At 68.0% G+C, this 17,765-nt stretch carries 16 protein-coding genes; 5 read left to right on the top strand and 11 right to left on the bottom strand.

Annotated features, from left to right (window positions below; genetic code table 11):
- Positions 1 to 3 precede the first annotated feature (3 nt).
- Genes prs through MF672_RS01065 form a run of 4 tightly spaced genes read left to right on the top strand, consistent with a single transcriptional unit; the run spans position 4 to position 4,880 of the window.
- Positions 4 to 945, top strand: a complete 942-nt coding sequence (gene prs, locus MF672_RS01080) for a ribose-phosphate diphosphokinase (protein ID WP_242377090.1) — start codon at positions 4 to 6, stop codon at positions 943 to 945.
- A gap of 36 nt (positions 946 to 981) precedes the next feature.
- Positions 982 to 2,439 (top strand): AmmeMemoRadiSam system radical SAM enzyme, encoded by a 1,458-nt coding sequence (gene amrS, locus MF672_RS01075; protein ID WP_242377092.1) that lies wholly within the window; start codon positions 982 to 984, stop codon positions 2,437 to 2,439.
- Between the two features lie 57 nt (positions 2,440 to 2,496).
- On the top strand, positions 2,497 to 3,525 hold the full coding sequence (locus tag MF672_RS01070; protein WP_302893138.1) for a threonine aldolase family protein: 1,029 nt from the start codon (positions 2,497 to 2,499) through the stop codon (positions 3,523 to 3,525).
- A gap of 29 nt (positions 3,526 to 3,554) precedes the next feature.
- Positions 3,555 to 4,880 (top strand): circularly permuted type 2 ATP-grasp protein, encoded by a 1,326-nt coding sequence (locus MF672_RS01065; protein WP_242377097.1) that lies wholly within the window; start codon positions 3,555 to 3,557, stop codon positions 4,878 to 4,880.
- A gap of 53 nt (positions 4,881 to 4,933) precedes the next feature.
- Here the strand turns inward: MF672_RS01065 and MF672_RS01060 are convergent, their stop codons facing one another.
- The 9 genes from MF672_RS01060 to MF672_RS01020 form a co-directional block, all read right to left on the bottom strand.
- Positions 4,934 to 6,238: an O-acetylhomoserine aminocarboxypropyltransferase/cysteine synthase family protein gene (locus tag MF672_RS01060; protein WP_242377100.1), complete on the bottom strand. Its 1,305-nt coding sequence runs from the start codon at positions 6,236 to 6,238 to the stop codon at positions 4,934 to 4,936.
- 2 nt (positions 6,239 to 6,240) lie between these two features.
- The gene (locus tag MF672_RS01055) at positions 6,241 to 7,473 is read right to left on the bottom strand and encodes a hypothetical protein (protein WP_242377102.1); all 1,233 of its coding nucleotides are present in this window, start codon (positions 7,471 to 7,473) and stop codon (positions 6,241 to 6,243) included.
- On the bottom strand, positions 7,470 to 8,453 hold the full coding sequence (locus tag MF672_RS01050) for a hypothetical protein (protein WP_242377104.1): 984 nt from the start codon (positions 8,451 to 8,453) through the stop codon (positions 7,470 to 7,472). Before MF672_RS01050 ends, MF672_RS01055 begins: the two co-directional genes overlap by 4 nt.
- A 116-nt stretch (positions 8,454 to 8,569) precedes the next feature.
- Entirely contained in the window at positions 8,570 to 9,793 is a 1,224-nt protein-coding gene (gene mshC / locus MF672_RS01045) for a cysteine--1-D-myo-inosityl 2-amino-2-deoxy-alpha-D-glucopyranoside ligase (protein ID WP_242377106.1), read from the bottom strand.
- 43 nt (positions 9,794 to 9,836) lie between these two features.
- Positions 9,837 to 10,841, bottom strand: coding sequence for a type II glyceraldehyde-3-phosphate dehydrogenase (locus MF672_RS01040; RefSeq protein ID WP_242377109.1), 1,005 nt, complete (start codon positions 10,839 to 10,841; stop codon positions 9,837 to 9,839).
- Positions 10,838 to 11,485 carry a hypothetical protein gene (locus MF672_RS01035; RefSeq protein WP_242377111.1) on the bottom strand — a complete coding sequence of 216 codons (648 nt, stop codon included), beginning with the start codon at positions 11,483 to 11,485 and terminating at the stop codon, positions 10,838 to 10,840. The genes MF672_RS01040 and MF672_RS01035 overlap by 4 nt, the downstream gene beginning before the upstream one ends.
- A 14-nt stretch (positions 11,486 to 11,499) precedes the next feature.
- Positions 11,500 to 12,507 (bottom strand): isocitrate/isopropylmalate family dehydrogenase, encoded by a 1,008-nt coding sequence (locus MF672_RS01030; protein ID WP_242377113.1) that lies wholly within the window; start codon positions 12,505 to 12,507, stop codon positions 11,500 to 11,502.
- On the bottom strand, positions 12,504 to 13,004 hold the full coding sequence (locus MF672_RS01025; RefSeq protein ID WP_242377115.1) for a LeuD/DmdB family oxidoreductase small subunit: 501 nt from the start codon (positions 13,002 to 13,004) through the stop codon (positions 12,504 to 12,506). Before MF672_RS01025 ends, MF672_RS01030 begins: the two co-directional genes overlap by 4 nt.
- Positions 13,001 to 14,257 carry a 3-isopropylmalate dehydratase large subunit gene (locus MF672_RS01020; RefSeq protein ID WP_242377117.1) on the bottom strand — a complete coding sequence of 419 codons (1,257 nt, stop codon included), beginning with the start codon at positions 14,255 to 14,257 and terminating at the stop codon, positions 13,001 to 13,003. The genes MF672_RS01025 and MF672_RS01020 overlap by 4 nt, the downstream gene beginning before the upstream one ends.
- A gap of 133 nt (positions 14,258 to 14,390) precedes the next feature.
- Here MF672_RS01020 and MF672_RS01015 point away from each other — a divergent pair, with 133 nt between their 5' ends.
- A complete protein-coding gene (locus MF672_RS01015; protein WP_242377119.1) occupies positions 14,391 to 15,113 on the top strand; it encodes an inositol monophosphatase family protein in 723 nt (240 codons plus the stop codon).
- On the opposite strand, the gene MF672_RS01010 is transcribed toward MF672_RS01015, so the two are convergent.
- Together MF672_RS01010 and MF672_RS01005 are read right to left on the bottom strand one after the other, a co-directional pair.
- Positions 15,097 to 16,107 carry a hypothetical protein gene (locus tag MF672_RS01010; protein WP_242377121.1) on the bottom strand — a complete coding sequence of 337 codons (1,011 nt, stop codon included), beginning with the start codon at positions 16,105 to 16,107 and terminating at the stop codon, positions 15,097 to 15,099. The genes MF672_RS01015 and MF672_RS01010 overlap by 17 nt on opposite strands.
- A 445-nt stretch (positions 16,108 to 16,552) precedes the next feature.
- Positions 16,553 to 17,647, bottom strand: a complete 1,095-nt coding sequence (locus MF672_RS01005) for a DUF4037 domain-containing protein (protein WP_242377123.1) — start codon at positions 17,645 to 17,647, stop codon at positions 16,553 to 16,555.
- Positions 17,648 to 17,765: the final 118 nt, after the last annotated feature.

Here is a 17,765-nt window from a genome sequence, read left to right as displayed (position 1 = left end):
CCGGTGGACGCCTCAAGCTCTCCCATCGTGGTGCTCGGCCCGGACGACGCTCACCGGGCGGTCGGCATCCCCTCGTGGTGCGCCACCGTGTACGCCACCCGCACGCGCTTCCCCGACGGGGAGCAACTCGTCACCCTGCCTAGGCCGGAACTTCTCCATGGCCAGCACGTCCTGATCGTGCACACGACCGCCGAACCGCAGGACGAGCGGCTCGTGAGCCTGTGCCAGCTGGCGGACGCCGTCGCGCACGCCGGCCCGCTCAGCCTCACCTGCTTCGTCCCCTATCTGTGCTACCAGCGACAGGACCGGCGCATGCGCGCCGGCGAGCCCCTGTCCGCCGCGCTGCCCTCGCGCATGCTCGCCGCGTTCGGCGTGGACGCGCTCATGACCGTCGACAGGCACAGTGATCGGCCGGTCGGCCCGGGCCTGCCGCGCATCGTCAATCTGGACATCGCCGCCGACATCGCCGACGTCGTCCGAGGGTTCGACATCGTCCCGGACATCGTCGTGGCGCCGGACGCGGGCGGGCTCGCGCGGGCGAGCCGGGTGGCCGGTCTCTTGGAACTGCCCGTCGTGGCCTTGGACAAGTCGAAGGACGCCGGCCGGGGTACCTTCTACCGAACTCTGCCCGCTGTCGTGCGGAGGCGGACCTGCCTCGTCGTCGAGGACGTGTGCTCGTCCGGATCCACGCTGCGACCCTTGTGCGCCGTCCTCGCCGAGGCCGGAGGGCGGGTGACGGTGGCCGTCACCCATCTACTCGCTCCCGTCCAGGTCGTCTCGGAGAAGCTGCCGGCCGTGGCGGCCATCATCCACAGCGACAGCTGCGGCGACGCGAACGCGCCCATCAAAGTGCTCACGCCGGCGATCGAGCGATGGTCGGCCATGACGGGCCAGGGCCAGGGCCAGGGCCCGGTCACGGCGACCGCGACACACGGCTGGCCCTGATTTCTCATCGGATCGCTAGAGACGAAGGGGTTCACATTGCCACTCGACGAGCGCACCCACGCATGGCAAGAGACCGGGCATGAAGCCCGGCTGTGGTCCAAGCGGGACGACGGGGTCGTCCAATGCCACCTGTCGCCACGAAACTGCGTCATTCGAGAGGGCCGCGCGGGGTTCTGCCGGGTACGCGTCAACCGCGGCGGCGAACTGCAGACCCTCAACTACGGAAAATCGGTCGCGATGACCGAGGAGACCATCGAGACCGAGGCGGTCAACCACTACGCCCCCGGGGCCAAGATCCTCTCCATGGGCAACGTCGGTTGCATGATGAACTGCGACTACTGCCACAACTGGAACACCTCACAGGCCCGGTTCGTCACGGACGACGTGGTGCACACGTACACGCCGGAACAGGTCGTCGAATCGGCTCTGGCGCGTGGCATCAAAGTCATCTCATGGACGTACAACGACCCGGTGGTCTGGCACGAGTTCATCCTCGACACGGCGGCCCTGGCCCGCGAGCACGGCCTGATCAACCTCTACAAGTCCGCCTTCTACATCTCACTGGAGGGCGCGACCGAACTCGTGGACGTGATGGACATCTTCAGCATCTCGCTGAAGTCCATGGACCCGGTCTTCTACAAGAGATTCACCAAGGGACGCCTGCAGCCGGTGCTCGACGCCACGCAGTACGTCTACCAGCGCGGCCGGCACGTCGAGATCTCCAACCTCGTGGTCACCGAGGCGAATGACAAGGAGGAGGATGCGCGCAAGGTCGCGGAATGGGTGGCCACCAACCTGTCACCGGAGGTGCCGCTGCACTTCGTGCGGTTCCACCCGGACTACAAGTACACCCACGTCGGCCGTACGCCCATCGAGCGGCTGGAGCGAGCCCGCGAGGTCGCTTTCGAAGTGGGCATGAAGTACGTCTACCTCGGCAACGTCTACGACAACCCGGCAAGCAACTCCTACTGCCCGAACTGCAAGAACATGGTCGTCAGCAGATACGGGCTCATCGCGAAGTCGAGCGGCCTGACCGCCGACGCGTGTTGTACGGGGTGTGGCGCCAAGCTGCCGTTCGTCATGCTCCCCGAATCGTCGAAGAGTCCGCTGGAGGTCCCCGAAGTCCCAGCGACCGACCTTGAGCGACGTGATCATTTCTGGCGCGGTGACGTCCGGGCGGTCCATGTCGAGGTGCGCAACGAAGAGAGCGTGCCCAGGATGGTCAGGGCCAGGGTCCTCGGCGGGCCCAACGAGGGCACGGTCATCCGGGAGGTCCCCGTTCTGCCGAACTCGGACTTCAGGTTCATCTGCTCCAAGGCCGACCCTGACGACATCGGCGTCACGCTGGAGTTCCCGCGAAGCGTGGGGATGAAGTCGTACGAAGTGTACGACCGGGCGCACTTTCCCACGCTCGAGGTCGAGGCCGCGCCGACCGAGTCCGATTCGGTGCCGCTCCCGGTCTTCCTGGGCGTTCCCTCGCGCAGAGACGAGTAGGAGGAGCGCGGCCATCGTGGCTCCGCCACAGGTTGAGACCCCGAGAAGAGGAGTCAGGTGTCGAGTGCGGAACAGCACGCGATCGACTTGAGATCGGACGCGCTCGTGTCCCCGACGGACCGGATGCGCGAGGTCCTCGCCGCCGCCCCCGTGGGCAACGACGCCTACCGCGAGGACGAGGCGGTCCGCTCTCTGGAAGATCGCGTGGCGGAGCTCTTCGGCATGGACAGCGCGATGTTCCTCCCCACGGGGACGATGGCCAACTTGGTGGCCGTCTCCGTCCTGTGCCCCCGTGGTGGCGAGGTCCTGGCCGATCAGGAGAGCTACGTCCTGGCCAGCGGCCTCGGCGGGCTCGCGACGGTGGCGGGCCTGCAGAGCAGGACCATCCACGCGGTGCGCGGAGCGCTGGACGCCGCCGCGGTACGGGCCGCTCTGCGCCCGGCGGGATGGGGAGTGCTGCCCACCTCCGCGTTGATCGTGGAGAACACGCACGCCAGATCGGGTGGCGCCGTCGTCCCCCTTCCCGTGCTCGCCGAGCTCTCCCTCCTGGCCAGGGAGCACGGGATCGGGCTGCACTGTGACGGTGCCCGGATCTGGCACGCGGCCGTGGCGACCGGCACCTCGCTGAAGGCTTACGGTGCGTTGTTCGACACGCTCACCGTCTCCGTCAGCAAAGGTCTCGGCGCCCCGGTCGGGGCCCTGATGCTCGGCGACGCCGAGCGAGTGGAACGCGCTCGCCAGGTCCGCAAGCAACTCGGCGGCGGCTGGCGAGGCGCTGGTGTGCTCGCCGCCGCGGCCGAGTTCGCCGTGCTGAACAACGTCGCGAGACTGCGTGAGGATCACGACAAGGCGGCGGCCATCGCCACGCGGCTCGGCCGGCAGCCGATGATCAACGCGCCGGTGGAGACGAACATCGTGCTGGTCCGCGTACGTGACTCGGTGGCCGTTCACCGTGCGTGCGCGCGGCAGGGGGTCGGTGTCTTCCGGCTGGCCCCCGATCTGATCCGCATCGTCACGCACCGCGACGTCTCCATGGAGCGATGCCTGGAAGCGGCCGAGGTCATCGCCGCGGCCATCGCCCAGTAGCCGAATCGAACACCGCGAACGGAGGAAGGGTGGATTCCACCATCGAGCTGGTAGCGCGCTACCTGGAGCTCAGCCAGACGGACGAAGCTCTGCTCAACTGCATGAGGTCGGCCCGCATCCCCCCTGGCCTGCATGACATCGTGCTGAGCAGGCCGCTGTTCTATCCCCATGCGCTGGTGGCCGGGGTGAGCGCGGACACCAAGGCCCTGCTGCTGGTCTGTGAGTCGATGCTCGATGGCCATTACCGCGGCGATGTAACGGACTATCTCGCCGCCCAAGGAAAGCCTCAGCCCGTGATCGACGTGATCCGCGAGAATCTCGTCGGCGAGCACTATTACTACGGGCGGACCGACGCGATCCTGAGCTCCGACGGCTTTCGCATCATCGAGCTGAACGTCGGCAGCGAGCTCGGCGGCTATTCCGCGGGAATGGTCAATCGCGCGGTCCTGGAGCAGGAGGAGTTCGCGGCCTTCGCCACTGACCACAGCCTGCGCTACGTGGAGATGCGCGACGTGCTGATCGATCGTCTGCACGAGGTGTCCCGGCAGGTGGTCGGTGTCGAGGACCCGGTCGTCGCGGTCGTGGAGGAAACGGGGTCCGGATACACCGCCGAAGTGATGACGCGCACGCTGGAGGATCGCGGGCTGCGTGTCGTCATCGGCGAGTTGAGCGATCTGACCAGCGACCACGGCAAGATCGTGATCCACGGCCGGACCCGGGTGGACGTCGTGCTGCGTTACTTCTTCCCCTCTCACCTGCTGGCCGACCCCCGCGACCGGTGGCAGGCGGCGATGCTCACCCAGGCGCATCAGGAGGGGCGTACCGCGCTGTTCACCCCGATGGATTCCGCGCTGCACGAGAGCAAGGCGACCTTCGGCCTGATGTACCACCCTCCGATCTGGGCGGGTCTCACCGAGGCCGAACGATCCCTGGTGCGGCGAGTCGTTCCCTGGACCAGGCTGCTGGGGTCCGACTTCCCCGTCGTCTCGGAGCAGGACCGGCGGGCGGCGATCGAGGAATGCCGCGAACGCCGCGAACACCTGGTGTTGAAGCCCGCGGGAGGGCGAAGGGGCGAGGGCGTCTTCCTCGGCGCCGCGATGGACGACAAGGAGTGGGCGCAGGCCCTGCGAGTGGCGGCCACGGGTGACTACGTCGCTCAGGAACGCGTGGTGCCGGTGACTCACCAGATGGTCGATCCCGATACCAAGACGATGGAGGACTGGCAGGCGATCCTGGGGGTCTTCTGCGACGACGGTGGCTATGGCGGCACCCGGGTGATGGGGCAGCCCGCCAGGCGGATCGATCTCGTCGACTGGGGCATCAGGCGATACGGATGCGCCTTCACCTTCGAATGACCTCGTCCAGGAGTTGGGGGCGGCGCCGGGAACGATCCGGCGCCGCCCTGTCGTCATCGCTCCAGGGAGGCGAACGCCTCGTCCAGGTCTGCGATGAGGTCGTCGGCGTTCTCCAGCCCGATCGACAGCCGTACCAGGCCGGGTGGCACGTCGGCCCTGAGCCGTTCCTCCTCGGTGAGCTGCGAATGCGTGGTGGTCGCGGGATGCAGGATGAGGCTGCGCAGGTCACCGATGTTGGCGGCGTGACTGAAGATCGACGTCGCGTCGACTAACCTCCGTCCCGCCTCAAGACCGCCGTGGATCACGAAGCAGAACACGGCGCCCGCGCCCAGCGGCGCGTATCTCTTGGCCGCCTCGTGCCATGGGCTGGAGGGCAGGCCAGGGTAGTTCACGCGCTCCACGCCCGGATGGCGCTCGAGCCACTCGGCCACACGCTGCGCGTTGTGGACGTGCCGCTCCATGCGCAGGCTCAGCGTCTCCATGCCCTGCAGAATGAGCCACGCAGTGAACGGCGCCATGGACGGCCCGAGATCGCGTAGCAGATGCGCCCGCATGCGTACGGCGTAGGCGCCGGGTCCGAACTTGTGCCAATAGCTCAGCCGATAACTCGGATCGATCTCGGTGAGGCCAGGAAAACGGTCGCCGGCGGCCGCGAAGTCGAAGGTCCCGCCGTCCACCACGACGCCGCCGATGACCACGCCGTGGCCGCCTAGGAACTTCGAGGCGGAATGCACCACGATGTCCGCCCCATGCTCCAACGGCCGGATCAAGTAGGGTGTGGCGGCGGTGTTGTCCACGACGAGCGGAACGTCATGAGCGTGCGCGATCTCGGCGACGGCGCTGATGTCGAGGATGTTGTTCTTGGGATTGCCGATCGACTCCGCGAACAACAGCTTGGTCTCGGGACGGATGGCCGCCTTCCACTGGTCCAGGTCATCGGGATCCTCGACGAACGTCACGTTGATCCCGAAGTCCCGCAGCGTCCTGTTCAGGTTGTTGTAGCTTCCGCCGTACAGGCAGGGAGAGGAGACGACGTGGTCGCCGGCCACCGCGAGGTTCATGATCGCGAGTGTCTCGGCCGCCTGACCGCTGGCCATCGCGACGGCCGCGACGCCACCCTCCAGGTCGGCGATCCGCCGTTCGAACACGTCGACCGTGGGATTGCCCATCCTCGTGTAGATCGGGCCGAGTTCGTCGAGCGCGAAGAGCCGCGCCGCCCGGTCGTAGCTGCCGAACATGAAGGCGTTGCCCTGGAACAACGGCACCTGCCTGGCGCCGGTTCCCGGGTCGGGTTCGGCGCCCACATGGATCTGCCGCGTCTCGAAGGCCGGCTTGCTGGTTTTGGGGGGAACAGGCACCTTTACCTCTTCATAGTGAGTGCGGATGACGCGATGTGTGTCTCGGCGATTCCGGGCAGACCCTCGATCCTGCGCCGCCCCACCGCGCCCAGGAACGGTTCGGCCGCCCGCCAGACCATGTCCACGGGGAGCGGGGCCGGCAGCTCGCCGCTCCCCGCGGCGACGCGCGTGTACAGGGGGAGGGCGCCCATGATGAGGGCGACGTAGCCCACGCGGCGGTCCATCCAGATGCTCGCGTCGGTCTCGACGTGGCGCAGGTAGAGGTCCGTGTAGTACGCGGCGAACGGCCGGACGGCGCGGGCGATCTCGTTCGGGGCGCACTCCGGGAAATATCCCTGGTAAAGGCTGTGGAACGGCTCGCCCGCCGCCAGCTCCTCGGGCCGCCACCTGAAGGTCGCGCGGTTCCCCATCGCGTGCGCGGCCATGTTGAAGGCGCAACTCGCCAGGTCACGCAGGCATTCCAGCGCCCGCGCCGGCTCCGCGCTCTGCTCCAGCGGACGGCAGGAGTCCAGATCGACGAGGTAGGTGTCGTCGCGCTCCGGGTCGTAGCCCCAGTTGGCCGGCCCGCCCGAGTACCGGTGGAGACCGACCTCGTGCAGACCGCGCAACCGTGCGCCGAACTCGAGCGCCAGACTCGCCAGGCGTTCGCTGGGGGTGGCCTCCCTGACGAGCTTGTCATAGACGCGTCGCCGGCCCGGCGGACCGTCGTCCGGAGGGCGGAGCAGGATGTCGCACCGCCAAGGGCTGGCGTGGGGCGAGAGCGTCACGGCGACGCCCAGGTTCTCGTCCGTGGGGGCGAAGTGGAGGTCGGGATATTCCCAGGCCCCGACCGGCAGGACGGCGGGCACGCCCTTCCGCCGCAGCCGCACCGCCGCGTCGTACTCGCTCATGGCCCGGCTGACCCGGCAGCCGCCCATCGGCGCAGGTCCGCTGTCCACCAGCCGCCAGTCTCCGTTCGCGTCGAAGCCCACGTGCACGAACGTCCGGAAGAACTGGTTGACCGGATCGGGAGGGGTGATGCGGAGACCGGCGGACGAGCGGGATGTGAGCCCGACTCCCTTGATCTTCAGCGCGCCCTCCGCCAAAGGAATCCAGCACGTGCGGCCGACCATCGCCGGCGGAGGCGGGCGTCGCCACGAAAGCAGGTCCGCGAGCTCGGCGGGCGTGGGCGATCCCGGCCAGGTCACCGGGGACGACGCCAGTACGCGAATGCGCAGTGGCGTCCCGGCGGTCATGAGCGGAGGTCCTTCTCGCTCCGGAGCAGCCAGTTGAACTCGTCCCAGCGCTCGACCCGCATCTTGTCGTCCTGGTGCAGGCCGACGACCTCGGGCAGCATGTCGGCCACGGTGCGCGCCCGGAGCTGGCGGTTCCAGAAGACCCGGTTCACGGCGTAGGAGTAGATGTCCTGCGGCCAGTCAGGATCGGTGGCCCGGCACCGGGTCTCGATCTCGTCGATGAAGGCCAGGATGATCCCCTGGCGACGGCGCACCTCCGCGGCGTCGTTGGCGGACACCCGCACCGCCTCCGCGTACCGGTCGGCCGCGTCCGGGGGCGCCCAGTCGAGCGAGGGCAGGTTGGCGATGCGCCATTTCACGAAGGGCGCGAACCGGTCGCTGAGCGCGTACCAGGCGGTGGTCACCTCCCGCAGCACCTCGTTGAGCACGTCATGGGCGACGGCGTGATGGCCGCGCGCCACGCACTGGCCGGCGGTGTCCTTCGCGAGCACGCGGCCGAAGGCGAGCAGCCTGATGACGGCCTCGCGCTGCTCGATCCGGCCGGTCTCCAGCTTTTGGGCGATGAGTTTGGCGACGTCACCGGTCGGGTCGTACACCACCTCGCTCCCGTTGGCGTACATCTCCAGCGCGTGCCAGTCCCATTGGACGTGCTCCTGGATCTCGTACTCCAGGACGTGCTGGTGATTGTTCAGCGGGACGTCCCAGTCGAGCCCGGAGAAGCTGCCGGGGACGAGAAATTTGAAATTGGGCACCCAGGAGGGCAAGTACGGCTGCACGTGAACGAGGAAGTCCCGGATGTGCAGGCGAAGCAGTTCTGGGGGCACCGGTAACGACAGGAAGCAGGAGACATCGAGATCGGAGGTCCGGTCGACGAATCGGCGGCTGCCGGTCCTGGCGAGGCCGCCCAGAATGACGACCCCGGCCACCTCCGGTTTCTCCGCCAGCCGGGCGACGTAGTCGTCGAGAACCGCGCGAAGCACGGGGAAGATGTTCTCCGTGGGCAACGAGACGAGCTTCCGGCCGGCGGCTGACTGCTCCTCTTTCAAAGCGTCCTCCTCTTGAAGGATTTCTCTTGCGGGGATGTCGGGCGACGGCCTCAGGCGAGGCCGAGCAGCGCGTCCAGGGTCTTCCTGACGAGGTGGGGAGCATCGCGATCTTCGCCGCCCTCGTCCAACGCCTCGTCGGTCCAGCGGTTCACGGCCCGCAACACGGCAGGGGTGTCCAGGTCGTCGCTCAACCGATCGCGGACCTCGGCAAGCAGCGGCGCGGCCGGCGGGCCCGCGCGCAGGCCGAGCGCCTGGCGCCAACGGGTCACGGTCGCCTGCGCCTGATCCAGGCTGTCATGGCGCCAATCGCGGTCCGCGCGATAATGGTGGGCGAACAGGGCGACTCGGATCGCGGCGCCATCGGCTCCTTCGGTGCGAAGCCGATGGACGAAGACAAGATTGCCCAGCGATTTGCTCATCTTGACGCCCTCAAGCCCGATAGAGCCCGGATGCACGTAGTGCTCGGCGAATCGCGTCAGCCCGCTCACCCGGCGGGCGTGCGAGGCGGAGCACTCGTGATGCGGGAAGACCAGGTCCTTGCCGCCTCCCTGGATGTCGAAGTCGGGGCCTAGGGAGTTCAATGCGATTGTGGTGCACTCGATGTGCCAGCCCGGGCGTCCGCGCCCGACGCGGCTCGCCCACGCGGGCTCACCCGGCCGCTCGGCCCGCCAGAGCAGCGGGTCGAGCGGATTGCGCTTGCCCTGGCGATCGGGGTCGCCCCCGCGCTCTCTGGCGCAGGCCAGCATCGTCTCTTCGTCGTAGCCGCTGATCCGGCCGAACTCCGGATCGGCGTCGACGGAGTAGTACAGGTCGTCGCCGAGCTCGTACACGCATCCGTCATCGCGTAGCTTCTCGACGACGGCCGCGATCTCGGCGATGGCCTCCACCGCGCCGACGAAGCGCCGTGGCGGGATCGCCCGTAACCACGTCATGTCGGTCCGGAATCGCTCGATCTCCCGATCGGCCAGCGCGCGCCAGTCCTCGTTCGTCGCCGCGGCGCGTTCGAGGAGCGGGTCGTCCACGTCGGTGACGTTCTGCACGTAGTCCACCTCGCGGCCGCCGTCCTGAAGCACTCTGGCGATCAGGTCGAACGTCAGGTACGTGGCCGCGTGGCCCAGGTGGGTGGAGTCGTAGGGGGTCACCCCGCACACGTACATGCGGGCCACCTGGTCCTGCCGCGTCCGCCGGACGGTGCCGGAGGCGGTGTCGTAGAGCTTCAGCCGCGGTCCTCGGCCAGGCAGCCGAGGAAGGTCAGGGGCGGGCCAGGCGTGCACATTTCCTCCTGTAGATGGATCGTCTTGCCGGTGTCCGGGACCCTCAGCAGAGGAGGGCCTCGGCGGCCGCCTTCGCCGACAGTCCCAGGGACTCGTCCGTGGTCCGCACGGCGGTCTCCCCGGAGGAGCCGAGCGTCATCGCCCGGAGCACGTCCAGGGCTTCTGGCACGGTGATCGCCTCGTTGTCGAGCGAGAGCCAGAAGACGGACGGATCGTCCTCCGAAGGCCGTACGACCAGCTCGTACCGGTTGCCCCAAGGTCTGCCGGCGGTGAACGCCGATTGCTTCAACCGGGCCGTGTCCAACGGCCGGCCGGGTGCCAAGACCGCGATGCGCGGGTTGGCGGCCAGCCGCTCGACGATCTCGGCGGGGAGCGCGGACGACCGAATCCGCACCTGGATCAGATGTCCCGCGGTCATCGGCAGGGTGACCGCCGTCGATGTGGCGGTCAGGTACGGCAGGATGGCGCGCAGGTCGTCGGCGTGATGCGAGCGATTCGCCCCGACCACCGCGCCGTTGACGATCCCCTTGGCGGCCTTGTCGGTATCGGTGCAGCATCGGAGCACGACCCCGTCCAGTTCGTCGATCGCGGTGGCGCCGAGCGCCGAGACGAAGCGACCGAGCGCGGTCGTGTTGCAGCTCGTCAGCCGGCAACTCGAAGCCCCCACGGCCGCGTCGAAGTTCAGCGCGGGATGCACGAGCGGACCTAGCTCCACCGACCGTTCGCCGCCGCAGAACAACGACCGCACCCCGGCCGCCCGGTAATGCTCACTTCTGCCCGCTCCGGTACGAGACGGACCGCAGTCCATGATCACGTCGCATCGGGCGAGCAGGTCCGTCTGGAGTCCTCGGACCTCGACGCCGCCGGCCGTAAGCGCGTGGAGCCGTTCGAGGTCGGCCGCGTAGTACGGAAGGTCGGGCCGGGCGAGCACCGGTCCGGACGCGTTGCGGATGACGACCCCGGCCAGAGTCAGATCCGGATCAGCGCTGAGGACGTGTGCCACCCGCTTGCCGATGATCCCCATGCCCACGATGCCCACGCCGATCATGGCTTCCTCCCGGTCAAGGGCCTCATCAACGCGTCGGCGAGTTCGCCTTCCGTGGCGAGGAGCAGGAGCCGCAGAGCCCCGTCGGCGGACCGATGCGGCGGGCCGAGCGTGACCAGACCGGGCCACCAGGGGTCCTGCCCGCGATCGTGCTGGAACTGCGTGGCCACGGCCGTGTCCGGCGACAGCCCGCCGGGCAGACACCTCACGAGGTCCGGACGGGGCGCGGTGGGCATGCCGTCGGGGCCGGTGAGCATGCAGGACAACACCCAGCAACGGGTGTGCTGAACCGTCATCATCCGTGCCGTGACGGCCGTGCTCGCCGGGCCGGCCCTGAATTCCTGGACGCCGAGATCCCGGACCGCGTCCACAGGACCGGCGTACGCGGGGCCGCAGAGGCCGGCCGCCGGCGCCAGGACCACCGCTTCGACTCGTAGCGGAGGCACTGTGCACGCTTCGACGAGCACGGTCAGCACATGGCGGGCGACCAGCCAGGGCAACTCCTGATCGGAACTGATCCGCACCTTCCCGCCCTCGCCCACCAGGGTCGGATCGGCGTCGGACGCGACCTGCACCAGCGTCGAACCCGCGCGCCGGGCCGCGGCCGCCAGCGCGTCCTTCAGCGCGGTGCGTCCGATCAGCCGCACCGTTGGCACCGGGATCACGCCGCGGCCTCGCGGCGTGCGGAGACGAACCCGCAGAGCTCGTCGACGACCTGGGAGGTGCTTGCCCGCCCGCCCAGATCCAGCGTGCGCGGGCCGCGCGTGCGGAGGTCGGCGAGTGCGTCGGACAGGACGGCGAACTCCTCCCGCCTGCCGACCGCCCGCAGCAACAGCGCGACGCCCTCGATGAACGCGACCGGGTTGACCCGGTCCTGGCCCGCCAACTCGGCGGCGTCGCCGTGCGCGGCCTCGGCCACGTGCGCCGACTCCCCGCTGTTCAAGCTGCCGACGAGGCCCAGGCTGCCGGCGACGGCGGCGCCGACGTTGCTGAGGATGTCGCCGATGGTGTGGGAGGTCAGTACGACGTCCATCGACTCCGGCCGCAGGACGAGCGTCGAGGCGGCGGAATCGGCGAGCATGTCCGAGAAACCGAGGTCCGGGTACCGCTTGGCGACCTCCGCGGCGACGTCGAGGAAGAGCCCCTCGGTCAGTTTGAGATTGTTGGCCTTGTGGACGAGCAGCACGTGCTCGCGCTTCTCCGACCTGGCCAGTTCGAACGCGTAACGGGTGATGCGTTCACAGCCGCTCCGGCTGGCCACTTTCACCGCCTGTGCGACGTCCGGCGTCGCCATCCATTCGATGGCGCCGTACAGATCTTCGAGCTGTTCGCGCACCAGGAGGATCGGCGGGCGGCCGGGTGCGGCCGCGATCGGGCGTACGGCTGCGTAGAGGCCGAGATGGTGCCTGATGTAGTGGTTGGCGCTGCGCACGGTGCCGCCGTTGGGCGTACGGAACGGGCCCTTGATGGCCACGCCGATGCGGCGTAGCTCCGCGAGAGTGTGTGGTGGAGCGGTGGTGCCGAACTCCTCGTACGCTGAGTGGCCGGCGGGCAGATCTACCCAGGTCACGGGCAGCCCGAGACTCTCGATCACGCGGGTTCCGGCCGCGACCAGCTCCGGCCCCACCCCGTCTCCCTCGATACGGGCGATCTCCAGCGGCTCGGTCATCTGAACCCGCCCGCCTTCACGTGGGCGAGCAGTCCTCCGGCTTCGATGAGCTGCTGAAGCTCAGGAGGCAGGTTCGGCGTGCTCATCGACCAGTCCTTGTTCGTCGCGCGGAGCACGGAGCGACCGGGGTCGAATTCGAGGGCGTCGCCCGCTTCGATGCCGTCCGTGGGTCCCTCGATCAACCGCAGCCCGATGTTGATGGCGTTGCGGAAGAAGATCCGGGCGAAGGACGGCGCCACCACGGCGGACAGCCCGAGGTGACGCAGCAGCGCGGGCGCCTGTTCTCGCGATGACCCACAGCCGAAGTTGTGTCCGGCGATGACGAAGTCACCGGGCTTGACCTGGTCGACGAAGCCCGGCCGGATGTTCTCCATGACGTGCGGGAGAAGTTCGTCGAGGTCGATGGTGCGGTGTTTGTACTTGCCGGCGATGATGTCGTCGGTGTTCACGTTTGCGGGAAAGACGTGCGCGTGTCCCCGCAGCGTGCCATCGCTCATGACAGGCTCCCCGCGCTCGCGACCCGGCCGAGGACCGCCGAGGCGGCGACGGTCTCGGGTGAGCCGAGAACGATGGACGCGTTCCGGTTGCCCATGCGCCCGCGGAAGTTTCGGTTGGCGGTGGAGATCACCGTCTCGTCGTCCGCCGGGATGCCCATGTGGGTGCCCACGCATGGCCCGCAACCGGGTGGAGTGACGACCGCGCCCGCCTGGACGAACGTCTCGATGACGCCCTCGCGGAGCGCTTCGAGATAGACCTCGCGCGACCCGGGAGTGACGATCATCCGCACCCTGGGATGAATTCGCCGCTGCCGGAGGATTCCGGCGGCCGCGCGCAGATCCTCAAGGCGGCTGTTCGTGCAGGTGCCGACAAATGCCTGCTGAACGGGCAGATTCAGGGAATCTACGGGGACGATGCGCGTGAGGTCGTGCGGCAGAGCCACAAGGGGGCCTACCTCGGAGAGGTCGATGTCGATGGTCTTCTCATAGGACGCGTCCGAATCGGCCCACTGCGGCGCACCGGCCGGGAGAGAACGGCTCGACAGGTAATCTCGGACCAGTTCGTCGCAAGGCATCAGCGCGGTTTTCGCGCCCATTTCGATGGCCATGCTGCAAATGGTCAGGCGCGCGTCGACGCTGAGACTCGCCAATCCCGGGCCGCCGATTTCGAGGCACATGTAGGTGGCGCCAGCCACACCGACCCTGCGAATGAGTTCGAGTGCCAGGTCCTTGGGCGCCGTGTCCGCGGGCAATCGGCCGGTCAGATTCACCTGGTAGCTCGCCGGCACCCTGAGCCAGGTCTTTCCGGAATACATGGCGGCGGCGATGTCGGTCGAACCCATCCCGGTGCCGAGGCAGTTGAGCGCACCGTACGCGACGGAGTGGCTGTCCGAGCCGACCACGAACGTCCCTGGCACGGCCAATCCCGCCTCGGGGAGCACCACGTGCGAGATGCCCGAGCCGATGTCGAAGAGGCGGGCGCCCTGTTCTTCGCAGAATCGCCGCATCATGCGCTGAAGATTCGAGGCGCCGTCATTAGGGCTGGGGCCGCAATGGTCGATGACGAGCACCACTTTGTCGGCGTCGAACGTGGTGTCCGCGTGCAACTCCTCGGTCAGCAGCCGAATGGCCAACGGGGCGTTGCCGTCCTGGGCCATCACCAGGTCGACCGGGGACACGACCAGGTCGCCGGCTCTCACCTCCCGGCCGACCCGACGGCTCAGTATTCTCTCGACTGCGGTAAGGCCAGACATATACTCCTCCTGCTACCTGATGGCGGGGATTGGGGTTTCCGTGGAACCGGGATGGCTTGACAGGGCGCCCAGTCCCATCGACAGCGGAGCGTTCGGGGATTTCCTCGGAAGGTTCTGTGCCGAGGCAGATTCCTTGACCGGCCGCCAGGATGAGATCAGGTCCGATCCGTCGGCTCTTCGAGATGTCGAGTGGCACCTCGAACAGCGAATGTTGCAGTTGATCGGTGACGCGTTCGGTCCGTGCGAGATTCTGGCGGAGGAGTACTTCAACAGGGTCGGCCGAATCATCAAGGGGGAGGGCCGGCTCAGCCTCGTCCTCGATCCGCTCGACGGATCGGCGAGCTATTTGCGGGGAAGCGCGACGTACGCCAGCACGGTGGCCATCCGGCTGGACGGACGCCCGATCATCGGCGTGATCTACGAACCGGCGCGGCGCAGACTGTTCTCCGCCCTGGCCGGACACGGCGCCTGGGAGAACGACCGCCTTCTCGACCGGAGCGTGACCACCGGCCCGCGCGTGGTGGTGGTCAAGGTTCAACACCTTGGCCGGCCGTCGGTCGCGCGGGTGGTGGGCCGCCTGGAGAGCTCGGGTTATGTGGTCGAGCGCATGGAATCCACCTCGCTCAAACTCTGCCTGCTGGCGATGGGGAGCCGGCACGCCCTGGTCAAATGGCTGGCAGAGGAGAATCGGGTGGTCCAGGACTGGGGCACCACGGCGGGGCTCGTGGTGTGCGCGGAGGCCGGTCTTGCTCCTCTCGACCTGGACGGCGCCCCATGGTCCGGTCGCGGTGGCGGCATGATGGTCTGCGATGTGCCGTGCCTGCGGGATCTGGACCTCGTCAGCCGCCATTCGTGACCCACTTTCGCAGTCGCTCATGGGCCGGCTTCTTGAGACCTGTCAGGAGAGCCCGGTCCGATGCCTCGATGAGGAGCGGCGCCAGCGCCCGCGCTTTGGCCATGCCGTAGGCCGACGGGTCGGCGGCGGCCGACACGAAATTGCGGACCAGGTGGTAGACCAGCATGCCGTCGATCGCCTCGCCTGTGACGCCGAGCCGCGCGCCCGTTCGATGGGCCAGCAGGAGCAGGTCGCCGAATTCCCCCGAGCGGTTGTCCTCCTGCCACGAGGCCACCGGGAACACGAACAACACGAGAAGAATCTGCAACGACAGCGGGCATTCGTAGAACATCAGATCGAGGTCGATTTTGTAGGGGAGCGGACCATCCGGCTCGCCCAAGGCGTCACGCCGCGCCGATGGCACGATGAAATTGGCCGCCTTCGGGTCCCAGAAGAGCAGCGATTCCGACGACAGGGCTGCTCGCGGCAGCGTGGGCGGCAAGCCGGTCGGCCCCAGGAGTCGTTCGAGCGCAGCGACCGCGTCGCGGTAACGATCCGCGACGGGAAACGGCGTGGCGGTCACCCCGGCTTCTTTCAGGGCCGCGCGAAGAACGGTGTCCACCGTGGCCGCGCGAGCCAGCCAGGCGAGCCCGTGGTCGTGGACGGCGGCCGGCCTTTCGCTCATCAGCTCCCGGAGATCGGTCGCGTCGGGAAGATACAGAGTGAAGAGCATGTCAGGGCCGAGCCGGCTCGGGACGCAGCGCAGTTCCGGCAGATCGTCGAGAGCCTCGAAGACCGCGGCGAGCGCTCGCCGCCGTGCGGAAGAGAGGACAACGGGCTTACCTCGGAAGGGGATGAAGCCGACTTTGCTCCAGCCTTCCCAATGACGGGCGGCAGGTTGCCAATCCCATGCCGTCGCCGGCACCAGCGCGCCGCACCCGTCCGGGACCAGTTCACGTGCCGACCGGGCCGCGTCCAGCCATTGGCGTACGGTCGCGGGCGGCTTGCCGGTCATGACGGCGTCAGCCAGGCGAGGCAGCACGCGACACGGCCCCGCCGAGCCGTTCCGCTGACGTGCGGCACTGCCCGCACGAGAACTCAGCCCGGACGCCACGAAACGTCCTCACGTCGACGTGACAATTTCTCCTCCGAATACGAGAAAGCCTGTTGGTCGAGGCGCGGTAATTCGCGAGTGATATCGGATGGTCGGCGTCGTGCTAAGTGCGCGGCGCATCGCCAATCTCGCCACAGGTGATTCTCATTGTCAAGATCGTCTAAATGCGGCCATTGGGCGGACACGTGGAAAACGAAACGCACGCCTCTGGGAGGCGTGCGCATGCGAAAACGGCGACAACGGAGCGACCGACATATTCAGGTGGTCCGTGATTCGCGCCACGTCATGAGACCAGAAGGTGCGCGACGATGTCAAGGAAACGCCTTTTTCGCGGCCCCGGCCGCCGTTACAGTTCCAATGCCGCGCGCGTGATGCGACGGGCGGTGGCGAGGTCGGTGTTGACGTCCCGGCAATCGGTGAACTGGTCAATGGCGCCCAGCGGCGGCAGCCGGCGGATCCGGACGTCGTCGATGCCGGCGACGAGCGCGTCGGCGAACCGCCCGGCCACGAGGATCGCATACGGCCGATCGTTGAACGGGCGCGGTTCGGGGTCCAGCGGCGGCGTGAGGCCCAGCGAATTGTGCACCTCGGCCGCCTGCCGGTACGCCTTGTTGAGCTGCTCCTCCTTCTCTTCCCAGGAGCGGCCCGCCATGGCGGACGTCCAGGCCGACAGAGCGACCTCGTCGACCGGCGACTCCCGCACCGCGCTGCCCAGCCATTTGCTGTAAGGGGGGTAGCGCCGCCGCATCAGCAGCTGGAGGCGCATCAGCTCCCGGACGAGGCGTCCCGTGATCAGCGCCGCCCCCAAGTCGTCGCCCGCCTCCGCGCACCGGGCGCCGAAGGCCTCCTCCCGGGCGATCCGCGTCCATTGGCAGGCCAGCACGTAACGCCACACGTCGGTGGGATACCAAAGGAGCGCCTGACGGGCTGCTGTGAGATCGCCGAGCCCGTCGTGGAACACTCTGCCGGTGGTGAATTCGGCCAGGCGCTGGGTCGGTGTGGCCAGCCAGTCGATGAGATCCACTGCATGCCGGGGATCGAACCCCAGACTTTCCCGCAGCCATTCATCCAGGCTCAGCACTTCTACGCCATGGTCGATCGGCCCGGTCGTGTGTCGCAATTTTCGCGTGACCGAGGTGCGTGCCGCGAAGTTCGTCGGAAAGCCGCGGAAGCTGTTCGGCAGATGGTCGGCCAAATACTCATGGACGGCTCTCCTGTGCCCCTGGTCCGTGGCCTGAAGGAAGAGCTGAAGCCGTGGCCCCCAGTCGTGATCCATCGAGCGTGGCGTGTCGTGGCCGAGCACGTCCGAGCCGCGGCCGAGCAGCGCGGCCGCGTGCGACAGATGGGGAAATCCCTTGGCGAGAATCGGGCGGACGACCGCCACATAGAATTGCTCGGCGAGCAGCCGGCCGGGGACGAACGCGGCGTCTTCGCTGATCAATGGCGACCCCTCGAAATGCAATACGGCTGTCCCGGCGACTACTCGGAACTTACAAGGGGCACATTATTCACGCAAGCCTTGTCCGGCACAGGTGTCGCGGCTATGCTCGCCGGCGTCA

Source organism: Actinomadura luzonensis (genome assembly GCF_022664455.2).
Taxonomy (GTDB): Bacteria; Actinomycetota; Actinomycetes; order Streptosporangiales; family Streptosporangiaceae; genus Nonomuraea; species Nonomuraea luzonensis.
Note: the sequence above shows the minus strand (reverse complement) of the source record. Positions and strands in the feature narration are given on the sequence as shown.